Source organism: Clostridium sp. (genome assembly GCF_034179595.1).
GTDB lineage: Bacteria > Bacillota > Clostridia > Clostridiales > Clostridiaceae > Clostridium.
This window is the reverse complement of sequence record NZ_JAXFPT010000067.1, coordinates 138,469-150,285: the sequence shown is the minus strand read 5'-3', so window position 1 is coordinate 150,285 and position 11,817 is coordinate 138,469. Positions and strand designations below refer to the sequence as shown.

14 protein-coding genes are annotated in these 11,817 nt (G+C 26.6%); 1 reads left to right on the top strand and 13 read right to left on the bottom strand.

Going from position 1 to position 11,817, the window contains the following annotated elements; translation table 11 throughout:
• Positions 1-344: 344 nt before the first annotated feature.
• From SPJ33_RS08570 to purB, 11 genes are all read right to left on the bottom strand, one after another.
• Complete coding sequence (locus tag SPJ33_RS08570; RefSeq protein WP_321117549.1) at positions 345-677, bottom strand: hypothetical protein; 333 nt, start codon at positions 675-677, stop codon at positions 345-347.
• 1 nt (position 678) lies between these two features.
• Positions 679-2,214, bottom strand: coding sequence for a cobyric acid synthase (locus tag SPJ33_RS08565; protein ID WP_321117548.1), 1,536 nt, complete (start codon positions 2,212-2,214; stop codon positions 679-681).
• A gap of 19 nt (positions 2,215-2,233) precedes the next feature.
• Positions 2,234-2,884 (bottom strand): diphthine--ammonia ligase, encoded by a 651-nt coding sequence (locus tag SPJ33_RS08560; RefSeq protein WP_321117547.1) that lies wholly within the window; start codon positions 2,882-2,884, stop codon positions 2,234-2,236.
• Between the two features lie 215 nt (positions 2,885-3,099).
• Complete coding sequence (locus SPJ33_RS08555) at positions 3,100-4,341, bottom strand: NADP-dependent malic enzyme (RefSeq protein ID WP_321117546.1); 1,242 nt, start codon at positions 4,339-4,341, stop codon at positions 3,100-3,102.
• A 28-nt stretch (positions 4,342-4,369) separates the two neighbouring features.
• Positions 4,370-4,969, bottom strand: a complete 600-nt coding sequence (locus SPJ33_RS08550) for a histidine phosphatase family protein (protein WP_321117545.1) — start codon at positions 4,967-4,969, stop codon at positions 4,370-4,372.
• Positions 4,956-5,342: a bifunctional adenosylcobinamide kinase/adenosylcobinamide-phosphate guanylyltransferase gene (locus SPJ33_RS08545; protein ID WP_321117544.1), complete on the bottom strand. Its 387-nt coding sequence runs from the start codon at positions 5,340-5,342 to the stop codon at positions 4,956-4,958. Before SPJ33_RS08545 ends, SPJ33_RS08550 begins: the two co-directional genes overlap by 14 nt.
• A 12-nt stretch (positions 5,343-5,354) precedes the next feature.
• On the bottom strand, positions 5,355-6,107 hold the full coding sequence (locus SPJ33_RS08540; RefSeq protein WP_321117543.1) for an adenosylcobinamide-GDP ribazoletransferase: 753 nt from the start codon (positions 6,105-6,107) through the stop codon (positions 5,355-5,357).
• Positions 6,094-6,654, bottom strand: a complete 561-nt coding sequence (locus SPJ33_RS08535) for a bifunctional adenosylcobinamide kinase/adenosylcobinamide-phosphate guanylyltransferase (RefSeq protein WP_321117542.1) — start codon at positions 6,652-6,654, stop codon at positions 6,094-6,096. The genes SPJ33_RS08540 and SPJ33_RS08535 overlap by 14 nt, the downstream gene beginning before the upstream one ends.
• 25 nt (positions 6,655-6,679) lie before the next feature.
• Complete coding sequence (gene cobT, locus SPJ33_RS08530; RefSeq protein WP_321117541.1) at positions 6,680-7,777, bottom strand: nicotinate-nucleotide--dimethylbenzimidazole phosphoribosyltransferase; 1,098 nt, start codon at positions 7,775-7,777, stop codon at positions 6,680-6,682.
• A gap of 91 nt (positions 7,778-7,868) precedes the next feature.
• Entirely contained in the window at positions 7,869-9,023 is a 1,155-nt protein-coding gene (locus SPJ33_RS08525) for an MFS transporter (protein WP_321117540.1), read from the bottom strand.
• 110 nt (positions 9,024-9,133) lie between these two features.
• Positions 9,134-10,564: an adenylosuccinate lyase gene (gene purB, locus SPJ33_RS08520; RefSeq protein ID WP_321117539.1), complete on the bottom strand. Its 1,431-nt coding sequence runs from the start codon at positions 10,562-10,564 to the stop codon at positions 9,134-9,136.
• A 167-nt stretch (positions 10,565-10,731) separates the two neighbouring features.
• Between purB and SPJ33_RS08515 the strand changes: the two genes are divergently transcribed.
• The gene (locus SPJ33_RS08515) at positions 10,732-10,947 is read left to right on the top strand and encodes a DUF378 domain-containing protein (RefSeq protein ID WP_321117538.1); all 216 of its coding nucleotides are present in this window, start codon (positions 10,732-10,734) and stop codon (positions 10,945-10,947) included.
• An 86-nt stretch (positions 10,948-11,033) separates the two neighbouring features.
• On the opposite strand, the gene SPJ33_RS08510 is transcribed toward SPJ33_RS08515, so the two are convergent.
• Positions 11,034-11,294: an HPr family phosphocarrier protein gene (locus SPJ33_RS08510; RefSeq protein ID WP_321117537.1), complete on the bottom strand. Its 261-nt coding sequence runs from the start codon at positions 11,292-11,294 to the stop codon at positions 11,034-11,036.
• Between the two features lie 179 nt (positions 11,295-11,473).
• Entirely contained in the window at positions 11,474-11,734 is a 261-nt protein-coding gene (locus tag SPJ33_RS08505) for a stage V sporulation protein S (protein WP_321117536.1), read from the bottom strand.
• Positions 11,735-11,817: the final 83 nt, after the last annotated feature.

Genomic DNA, 11,817 nt, shown 5'->3' with positions numbered 1-11,817 from the left:
ATAAATATCGGATAATCAGACATGGATTTTCTTATATTTATAATTATTCTTTCTATAATGCTGTTCTTTTTTTAGAACCTCCATAGGATTTTTCATACCAATTAATCACCTCTTATATTTTTAAAAAATCATTTAATGCGGTTGTTTATCAGTTATTATATTAATTTTATCCTATAAATAGTAAAATTAAAACAAATTTTACTATTTATTGCATATATTTATATTTTAATATTAAAATCCTTTATTAAAGATATCGAGTATATTATTTTTTACACTTATCATTTACGAGTATTTTATTTAGGAATATATATCTTAAATTTTATAATAAAAAAACAAGCAATACATTATTTTGCATTGCTTGTTTTTTTTGTTTTTGTGAATTTATCCATAAAGATAAATGATGTCATAATATATAATATTATTAAACAAATTGCTTGTATTGTTACTTTAACTGTATCTGAAGCAAACATACCAGTAGATATTCTATCTGTATTTAATGCTATTACAATCATTATTATTGATATTACAATCATAATAAGTTTCATACCTACATTATTTATAGATTTTTTTGAAATTAATTTTTCATATAATTTGCTTCCTCTCCATAATAAATCGAAAAGATAAAAGCACCCTGCTATTACCACTACATTTATTACGTTATTTATCATACTATCCATGTTAATTATTTAAGGATTCCTCCTTAACTTCCTCCTCTTTGTTTTTAAATAATTCAAGAATCTTTTCTGTATCTACATTTTCTTCAAGAATCTTGCATAATTTATCGTATTGATTTAATTTGTATTGTTTGTAATTTTCTTTTTCTTCTTTGCTATTTTCAATAACAACATTATATTTTTCTTTTAGATGATTTATAAGTTTTTTTCTAAACTCTTCTATTTCAAATATACCATGTAGATAAGTTCCAAATACATCTCCATTTTTATTGCAAAGGCCTGTTATGTTATTATCTTTATCTATCATAAAGACTTCTCCATCACCTTCTAGTATTTCATTATAACCATTTTGAACTTCATATCCATAAACTCTTATATTTGAAAGATCTTTTAATTCATTTTGTAGTGAACATATAATACCTTTTGAAATAACTGTTTTTCTTTCAAATGATATTTTAGTATCTATTGGAAGCATTTCAAATCCTGTTATACATTTTTCACTATTTGAATATATATCATTTACTATATTTCTACCTAACATCTGGAATCCTGCACAAATACCCATAATAGTTACACCTTGTTTTTGTAGCTCTATTATTTTATCATAAATTCCATTTGCTTTTATTTCATTTAAATCTTCCATTATGCTTTTGCTGCCTGGAAGGATTATTAAATTTGCACCATCTAATTCATTTGGTGATTTTACATATCTTATGTTAACATTCTTTTCAAGCTCTAATGGATAAAAGTCTGTGATATTAGCCATATGTGATAATTTTATTATACCTATATTTAATCCACTTCTTTTATTGTTTCTAAACTTTTCATTGATAACACTTTCATCTTCTATATTTAATTCTTCATAAGGAATTACACCTAGAACTGGAATATTTAATCTTTCTTCTAATTCTTTTATTCCATTTTCTAATTCTTCTCTATCGCCTTTGAATTTATTTATTATAATACCTTTTATAAGCTTTCTATCTTCTTCATTAAGAAGCATTACAGTTCCATAAAGTGATGCAAATACTCCACCTTTTTCGCTATCTCCAACTAATATAACATCTGAATTTGTAAGCTTTGCAGTATAAAGGTTAGCTAAATTTTCACTTTTAGCTCCTAATTCCATGCAGCTTCCTTCACCTTCTATAATAATATTTTCATGCTGATTTTCTAGCTTTTCAAAATCTTCTTTTATAAAGTCTCTTAAATCCTTATGTAGATCTTCAAATGAACAGTTTTCTTTATGACAATATGATCTTCCATTTACTATAATCATTGTCTTTTTATTTGCTGTAGGTTTTATTAAAATAGGATTCATTATACTCTCTGGCTTTAATTCACAGGCTTCTGCTTGTACTATTTGAGAATACCCAATCTCTTCATCATTTTCTACTTTTCCTGTTTTGCTAGTTGTATTTATTGCTTTAAAAGGTGCAACATCAAAACCTTTCTTTTTTAAAAATCTACATAAAGCTATTGCAATGGTACTTTTTCCAACTGAAGATGCAGTACCTAAAATCATTACATTCTTTTTCATAACCTTTCACCCCATAATATTATTTCTCAATTTTCACATGATTATAATTATTAACCTTAAATTTTTCACCTAATTTAAAGTTTATTTTATCTTTAAATATAGGTCCTCCATAAACAAAAGTATGATATTCTCCATTTTCTCCACATGGGTCTGCTCCTGCATTTTTTATCTTTGATACTATTTCTCTTGTTAAATCTTTACCTAAATATGTATCATCTAATTCAATATTATTACAGCACTTTATTAAAGCATTAAATCCAGCATCTATAAATTCATATGTTAAGCTTTCTCTATCCTCTTGCCATAATGGAAATTCTGCATCTATTGAAACATTTTTGCATCTATCTGTGCACCACTTTCTATGTGCTTCTATATCTATATCACCAAATGCACAAACCTTTGCACCTAGTTCTTTTGCTTTCTTAAGTGCCTCTTCAAATAATTTTTCATATTCTTCTCCATGGCAAATAACTTTTATTAAAGGAATATCTAATGATTTTGAAATTTCATCTAACATATCCTCTGGTATCTTATGAAACCATGATTCATTTTCGTCTTTATTTATTGTTACTATTAAGCAAGCAGGCTTTAAACCTTTTTTTATTAATCTATATAATGCTAAAGTGCTATCTTTTCCACAACTATATGATAAAACAAAATTTTTTTCCATAAAAACTTCTCCTTAATTTCATTTTTTGATACTTTATCCATAAATTATATATATTCAATAATAATTTTATCATTTTTTTCTTAAGTAGTAAAAGAAAAAGTATTTAATAACCCATTTTAAAACAAATAAGTATAAAAAAGTACCTTTAGAATATTCTAAAGATACTTTTTATGCTTATATTATCTAATAAGATATGCTATTTTATTTATGAAATATTATTTTATTCCTAAAAGATCTTTTGTATGCTTTTCTACCATTTCTGGAGTTATATCATCTCTCTTTGCAACTTTTGTTTCTATTGCAGCCTTTGCAACAAATGCTGCAACTTTCGGCGCTATTTTAAGATCTGTTGCATTTGGAATTACATAGTCTGGATTTAATTCGTCTTCACTAATTAGATTTGCTATTCCATAAGCTGCTGCTATTTTCATCTCTTCATTTATATCGGTTGCTCTAACGTCTAAAGCACCTCTAAATATTCCTGGGAATGCTAGAAGGTTATTAACTTGATTTGGATAGTCAGAACGCCCTGTTCCTGCAACTAATGCTCCACCTTCTTTAGCTTCATCTGGGAATATTTCAGGAATTGGATTTGCCATTGCAAATACTATAGAATCTTTAGCCATAGTAGATACCATTTCTTTTGTTAAAACCTTTGGCGCTGATACTCCAATAAACATATCAGCTCCTTTTATAGCATCTTCTAGCGTTCCTTTTAAGTGAGCTTTATTTGTTACTTTAGCCATTTCTCTTTGAGCATCATTCATCCAGTCTTCACTTTCTTCAAGTATTCCAAAACGATCTACCATAGTTATATTTCTTATTCCAGCACTCATAAGTAGTTTTGCTACTGATATTCCAGCCGAACCTGCTCCATTTACAACAACTTTTACATTTTCCATAGTTCTTTTAGTTAACTTTAAAGCGTTTATAACTGCCGCTAAAACAACTATAGCAGTACCATGTTGATCATCATGAAATACTGGAATATTCATCTCTTCTTTTAATCTTTTCTCTATTTCAAAGCATTCTGGTGCTTTTATATCTTCTAAGTTTATTCCACCAAAGCTTGGTTCCATTATCTTTACTGTATTTACTATTTCATCAACATTTTTGCTGTTTAAACATATTGGGAAAGCATCAACTCCTGCAAAAGCTTTAAATAAAACTGCTTTACCTTCCATAACTGGAAGCCCAGCTCCTGCTCCTATATCTCCAAGTCCAAGTACTGCTGTTCCGTTTGTTACAACTGCTACCATGTTTCCTTTTGAAGTATATTCATATATATCATCATAATTTTCTTTTATTTTTAAACAAGGTTCTGCAACCCCTGGTGTATAAGCTAAAGATAAATCTTCTTTAGTCTTTACAGGTACTTTAGATACTATTTCTAATTTCCCATGATTTTCTCTATGCAATTTTAATGCTTTTTCTTTTGTTGATAAATTTACACTCATAGTTTAAACCTCCTATACAAATAATTAATTATTCTATCTTTTGTATACTATTTATATTAATTATATCATCTTCTAATATTATTTCTAATAAATATCCTCTTCCGCAACTAGGTTGCCAATAAAACATATCTTTTTCATCATCATAAAATTGTTCTAAAATAGTTCCTATAGTTCCTCCATGACAAATTAATGCTACATCTTTTTTGTTTTCTTTTGATAATTTTCTTATAAACTTTTTAAATGTATCTTTAATTCTCTCTCTATATTCATTTTTTGATTCCCCATTTTTGATAATATAGGTTCCAGAAGTATCTTCTAACCAATCTATGTATTCTTTTTTGTGCTTTAATTCATCATATCCCTTCATTTCAAAGTCACCAAAGTTATATTCTTTAAACCCATCTTCAATTAAATAGAAATCAGAATCAAACAATATATTTAGTGTTTCATTTGTTCTTTTAAGCCCTGTTGTATAATAAAAGTCACATTTATTATATAAACCTTTTAATTTTTTAAGTTCTTCTACTCCAAGACTTGATAATGATAAATCAGTATGTCCACAATATAACTTTTTTTCATTGGCTTCTGTTTTTCCATGTCTTATTAAATATAAATTAATCTTCTTCATTTTTTAAAACCTTTTCTATTCCAAAAAATATTCTTATAACCTTTATGCAATTTAAAGATATGTACTGAATGCATTTTCCATGTATATCTCTCCATATTCTATCTCTCTTTTCAATTGGAACTATCCCCATTCCAATATCATCAGTTATAATTATTTTTCCTTCTAATTTTTCTATATTATTTTTTATGTACTCTAAAGGATCCTTATCATTTAAAATCATTTCTCTAACAAATATATGAAGACCACATATAACTTTTTTATCTAAATCTAAGTTATCTAAAGTGCAATAAAATATATCCTCTTCATCTATGTTATATTTTTCTTTAACATAAGATAATTTTCCATTATAAGCTCCACCAAAAACTAAAATCATATCAAATTCTCCTTAAAATAATGCTAAAACTAAAAGACCAATACATTCTCCAACTATTAGTCCATAACCTGCTACATCTCCATTTATTCCACCAAGTTCTTTTATATTAATATTTGTCTTATAAAGCATAAATAAGCACATAATAGCCATAAATACAGCATATATTGCTCCTAACTTTAAAAATAAACTTAGAAAAATTATTATAAGTATAATTATTTGTAATACTCTATCTATTAAGCTAGTACCATCTTTAAATATCTTTACTAAAGTGCTTTCTTTTATTTCAGGCTTTATTAATATCATAAGTGCCATAAAGCTTCTACTTATTATTGGTATAAATAATAAAAATAATATGTTTTTCTTATATTCTACTATTGAATAAATAGAGGCATATTCAATTATCATTAAAACACCAAAACAAATAACTGAAAATGCACCACTACATGAATCTTTAAGTATTTTTAATTTTGTTTCTCTATCTCTTCTTGAAAACACTGCATCACATATGTCCATAAAACCATCTAAATGAAGCATTCCAGTAATAAATATAGGAAAAACTAATAGTATTGCACTAATTAATATATTATTTACCTTAAGTAAATTTAATATATTATAAACTAACACCCATAATGCTCCTATTATTAACCCAACCACAGGATAAAATTTAAGAATATTTTTTGTATTTTCTTTTTCCCATTTGTAGTTTGGTGTAGGTATAATTGAAAACATAGATAATGCCATAAAAAAGCTTCTAATATATCTCATTTATCAATTTTCTCCCTTCTTCTTCTCCTTTAAAAAATTCAATATTATTATAATTACACTCAATCACAACATCAAAATCGTTTGCTAAAAGTCTATTTAAATATGCTAATTCTTTTCTATATTCATCTGTAAAATTATCATATATAATTGAGTCGCTAAAGATATAATCGGTTACAACCACTATATTTTTGCAATTATTACTTACCTTAATAATGTTTTCTGCTATCTTTTTATATACATTTTTATTTATTTTATCTTTATCAAACATTTCATTATTTAATAACATAGTAGCGCTATCTAAAAGTACAGTATCTAGCTTATTTAGTTTATCTATAACATTATCCACATCTTTAAATGCATCTAAAGTTACAAATTTTGTATTTTTTCTTCTTTCTAAATGGCCTTCTATTCTCTTTAAATTTTCCTCACAATCTGGCTTCATAGTAGCTAAATACTTTATATTATCTAAAATATTTATCCTTTTAGAAATCTCTTCTGCAATAAAAGATTTACTGCTTCTTGTTCCTCCTATTACTATTATCTTCATACTTTAACTCCTAAATCTATAAAATCTATTTATAACACTCTTCATCTCGTATTTTATCTAAATATTCACAGTCTATTCCTGATTCTTCAAAAGTTGCCATATCTCTTAATATAGCATTTGCTGTATCTATTATAGTAAATGCTATAGGACATCCACTTCCTTCTCCAAGTCTCATATCTAAATTAAGCATAGGATCAAGACCTAATTTTTTTATAGCAACTCTATATCCAATCTCTTGTGATAGATGAGATGAAAATAAATAATCTTTTACATCTTCATTTAATTTTGTTGCAACTAAAGCTGCTACAACTGATATAAATCCATCTATAACTATTGGAATTTTATAAAAACTTGCACCTAAAAACGCCCCTGTCATAGCTGCAATATCAAATCCGCCAACCTTTGTAAGTACATCTATAGGATCATTTTTATCTGGCTTATTTATCTCTAATGCTTGTCTTATTATATCCTTCTTTTTATTAAATGCATCATTAGTTAAACCTGCACCTTTTCCAACTGCTTCTTCTATACTGCAATCTAATAAAGATATTAAAACAGCACTGCTTGTAGTAGTATTTGCTATTCCCATTTCTCCAACACCTAAGATTTCATATCCATTTTCTACAGCTTCTTTAACAGATTCTATTCCTATTAAAATAGCATCTATACATTCTTCTTTTGTCATAGCAGGGCCTTTTAAAATATTAGAAGTTGATTTTCTTATTTTCTTATCTATCACTCCAGGAATTTTTAAACTGCTATTTATACCAACATCAATTACCATAAGGTCGCTTCCATTTTGTTTTGCTATTACTCCAACCCCTGATAGACCTTTAGTAAAGTTAATTGTTTGAGCAATTGTAACATATTGTGGTGTGCTTGCTATGCCTTCTTTATACACTCCATTATCTGAACAAAAAATCAATACACATTTCTTTTTAAAAGAATTTTTTATATTTCCTGTTATCCCTGTAACTTTAATTGCAATATCTTCAAGTTTCCCAAGGCTTCCTAAAGGTTTTGCTAAAGAATCAATTCTTTTTTTTGCTTTTCTTTGAATTTCTTTATCTGCATAACTTATATTATCTATTATATTATAAAGCTTTAAATTTTTATTTTTCATATATATCGCCCCTTAAGATATCAGTATTTTTATAATTATATTCTATCATAAATTAGCTGAATACATATTATATGCATTCAGCTAATTTATTTTATTCCTTTGTAACTTTACTTATAAGACATAAGAACATAAATGTTAAAAGTATAGCTATTGGTATTATAAATATTGCATATCTTATACCAAAGTTATCAGACATAACCCCTACTAATAAATTTGTGCTAGTATTTACAATACTTGCAAATGCTATTACTATTCCTGTGATATAAGAAGTATTTTTCTTAAATGTATTACTTACAATAAGAATAACTGTTGGGAACATTATTGAAAAGAAAAATCCTGAAACTGATATTAAATATAAACCTTTTTCTCCAAGTACAAGCCCAATTATAAATAAGCATCCACCAATTAATGAGAATAATTTTACAGATCTCATAGCTCCAATTTTTTCAACTATAAATCCACCAACTAATCTACCTATAGTAAGTAATAAGAAGAATATTGATAAATATGATGCTATTTGTGATTCTGTAATATTTTGATAAGTTGATTTTATGTATGTTGGAAGCCATCTTCCTGTTCCTTGTTCTGCTATTATATAAAATCCTAATCCTATAAAGAAGAACCAAATTAATTTATCCTTTAATACTATAGATAAAGATAGTTTCTCTTCTTTTTCCTCTTCTTTTGCTTCTGGAAGTTTTATAAATAAAAATATTATTAATACTATAAATGTAATTATAGCAGAACCTACATAGATGCTTCTCCAATTAAATCCATCAGTCATAAGCATACCTGAAACTTTCTGTGATGCTGAAAGACCTACTCCATAAGCAAAATGAGTTAGATTCATAGCTATAGCTTGCCCTGTTATCCAAATCACAGGTATTATTGTGTTTGCTGAAATAGATATTAAACCTGTAAAAGCTTGAATCAATGCAAATCCAATAATAAAAATTATAAAATTTGGAGACCATGCTTGAATTAAATTAGTTAATCCAGCACCTAGTATACCTATTAAAAATAATTTTTTTTGCCCTATCTTTTCGCATAAAGCACCACCTAAATAATTACATATTAAATATGCTATTGTACCACATGTAAACATAAGTGATAATTTTGTATCATTAATTGAAAAATCTCTTTTTACAGGTACTGAAAATATATTTATAAGACCTTCTGCTATAGCAGTTACTGCCATAACTAAATATATCAAAGCAGTTGATATTATCCTTTGTTTTTTCTCCATACTTTTCCTCCTTAATTTATTTATACAAAACAAAAGTTATTATAGCATATTTTTTAAATATTGATAAAGTAAAAACTAGAAGTTACTTAATAACCTCTAGTTTTTGAATTTTAAACATTAATTTCAGTTTTAATTTCTATTGCTTCTTTATTTTTATCTATAATAGGATTTACATATTCATCAATAAATTCAACTACTTGACTTGGTGCTCTTCCAACGAATTTATTTGGATCTATTATATCTTTAATCTCTTCTTCTGAAAGATTAAAACTAGAATCATCTATTATTCTCTTTATTAAATCATTATCAAGGCCTTCTCCCTTAACTCTTTGAGCTGCTGCCATTGAATGAAGTCTTATCTTTTCGTGAAGTTCTTGTCTATCTCCACCTTTTTTAACTGATTCCATCATTATATTTTCTGTTGCCATAAATGGTAATTCACTATCTACATGAGCTTTTATTACTTTATCATATACAACCATATTTTCAGCTATATTTATATATAAATTTAAAACTCCATCTAAAGCTAAGAAGCCTTCTGCAATTGAAAGTCTTTTATTTGCTGAATCATCTAATGTTCTTTCAAACCATTGAGTAGAAGCTGTTATAGCTGGATTTAATGAGTCTACAATTACATATCTTGCAAGTGCACTCATTCTTTCACTTCTCATAGGATTTCTCTTATATGCCATAGCTGATGATCCTATTTGATTTTTTTCAAATGGTTCTTCTACTTCTTTCATGCTTTGAAGTAATCTTAAGTCATTACTAAACTTATAGCAACTTTGTGCTACTTCTGATAATGTATTTAAAACTATTGAATCTAATTTTCTTGGATATGTTTGTCCTGTAACTCCATAGCTTTTTTCAAAGCCCATCTTTTCTGCAACCTTTTTATCTAATGATTTTACCTTTTCTTCGTCATTTTCAAAAAGATTCATAAAACTTGCTTGTGTTCCAGTTGTTCCTTTAACTCCTCTTAGTTTTAAAGTGCTTAAAACAAAATCTATATTTTCTATATCCATAACTAAATCTTGCATCCATAAAGTAGCTCTCTTACCTACTGTCGTAAGTTGTGCAGGTTGAAAATGAGTAAAACCTAATGTTGGCATATCTTTATAATCTAATGCAAACTTGCTTAATCTATGTAATACAGTAACTATTTTTTTCTTTATAAGCATTAATGCATCTCTCATGATTATTATGTCTGTATTATCTCCTACATAACAACTAGTTGCACCAAGGTGTATTATACCCTTTGCATTTTTGCATTGCAGACCATATGCATATACATGGCTCATAACATCATGTCTTACTTCTTTTTCTCTTCTTATAGCATCATCATAATTTATATCATTTACATGTTCTCTTAATTCTTCTATTTGTTCTTCTGTTATATTTAAACCTAATTCCTTTTCACTCTCTGCAAGCGCAAGCCATAACTTTCTCCAAGTTGTAAACTTCATATCATCTGAAAAAATAAAGCTCATCTCTTTTGATGCATATCTTGAATTTAATGGTGTACTATATAAATCTCTCATGAATTACCTCCATACGAATATATTTTTATTTCTTATTAATATAGTTCGTATTATATCATACTTTTTTATATTTTTCATCTGTTTACAGAAAATTTTTACAGTCATTATTAATATTTTTCCTTCATATACATTATATATACTTAAAAAATTTTAAAAGGAGATTTTATATGTGTAAATTAAACTTATTAGATAAGTTATCTTTTCTATTAGTTATAATAGGCGCTATTAATTGGGGATTAATTGGATTATTAAACTTTAATCTAGTTACATTATTTAGTTTTGGAACTACATTAATTCCTAGATTAATTTATGTTATTATAGCTATTTCAGGAATTAACTTAATAACATTACTATTTAGATGCAAGATAATATCATTTAAGTAATAAGAATATGTAACTCTTATTTTATATACATAAATTCTTATTAAAAGAAAAAGGTTCCTAGAAAATCTAGGAACCTTTAATATTAATTAATCTTCTAAGTTTTCGATTAATTTTGAAATTTCTTCTACAGCTAAAGCTTCGTCATCTCCTGAAGCAATAACGTTTACTACTGAGTTAGCAGTAACAGCTAATGAAAGAACTCCGATTAAGCTTTTAGCGTTAGCCTTCTTTCCATTGAATTCTAGGCTTATGTCTGACTTAAATGATGAAGCCTTCTTAACTAATAAAGTTGCTGGTCTAGCGTGTAAACCAGTTGCATTTTTAACTAAAACCTCTTTAGATACCATGAAATACACCTCTTTACTTTACTTAATTTAATATTTAATAAACTAATATTTCTATTAATGATTTAATTATAAATTGTTTTTCTGAAAATTTCAACTATTACATAACTTAATTTACAAAAAAAATTACCTTTACTTACAAAATAATTATGTTTTTTATAAATAATACATATTTGTTCTATTTATTTTGGTTGTACTATAAATTTAATAGCTGTTCTTTCTTCTCCATTTATAACTATATCTGTAAATGCTGGTATGCATATTATATCTTTACCACTTGGTGCTAAAAATCCTCTTGCTATAGCAATAGCTTTAACTCCTTGATTTATAGCACCTGCTCCTACAGCTTGTACTTCCACTATATTTTTTTCTTTTATTATTGCAGCTAATGCCCCTGCTACTGAATTTGGGTTTGATTTTGTTGAAACTTTTAATATTTCCACTTTTATTTCTCCTCCTATACCATTTATTAATCGTTTACATAAGTGATGTAAAACTATTAAATTTATATACATATTTTATATAT